Source organism: Peribacillus sp. SIMBA_075, from assembly GCF_046534585.1.
The window spans coordinates 1-276 of sequence record NZ_JAWRYN010000502.1 but is presented as its reverse complement, the minus strand read 5'-3'; the positions used below and the strand labels follow the sequence as shown (position 1 = coordinate 276).

Annotated in this window: 1 protein-coding gene; it reads left to right on the top strand. The window is 35.9% G+C overall.

Features of this window, described 5'->3' with window-relative positions; genetic code table 11:
- Positions 1-276, top strand: a 276-nt coding sequence (locus tag SB775_RS29180) for a nucleoside hydrolase (protein WP_410864713.1), incomplete at both ends; no start/stop codon positions are given.

Here is a 276-nt window from a genome sequence, read left to right as displayed (position 1 = left end):
CCCACTTACAAATGAAATTACAACGTATTACCCTGAAATTCATGGACCAGAAGGATTAGGGCCCATCCATGTACCGGAAAGTGTGTTATCTATTCCTATATACAATTTTGGTAGTATTGCTGCGATTCTTGTAAAGTATGGAGAAGATTTAACAATTGTCGATGTAGGAAGATCTACCTCGTTAGCGATTGCTTTTAATTTATGGAACGACTTGATGTTAAATATAAAAGGAATTTATCTTATGGGTGGTGTCTTTTTAGAAGCAGGGAATGTTAC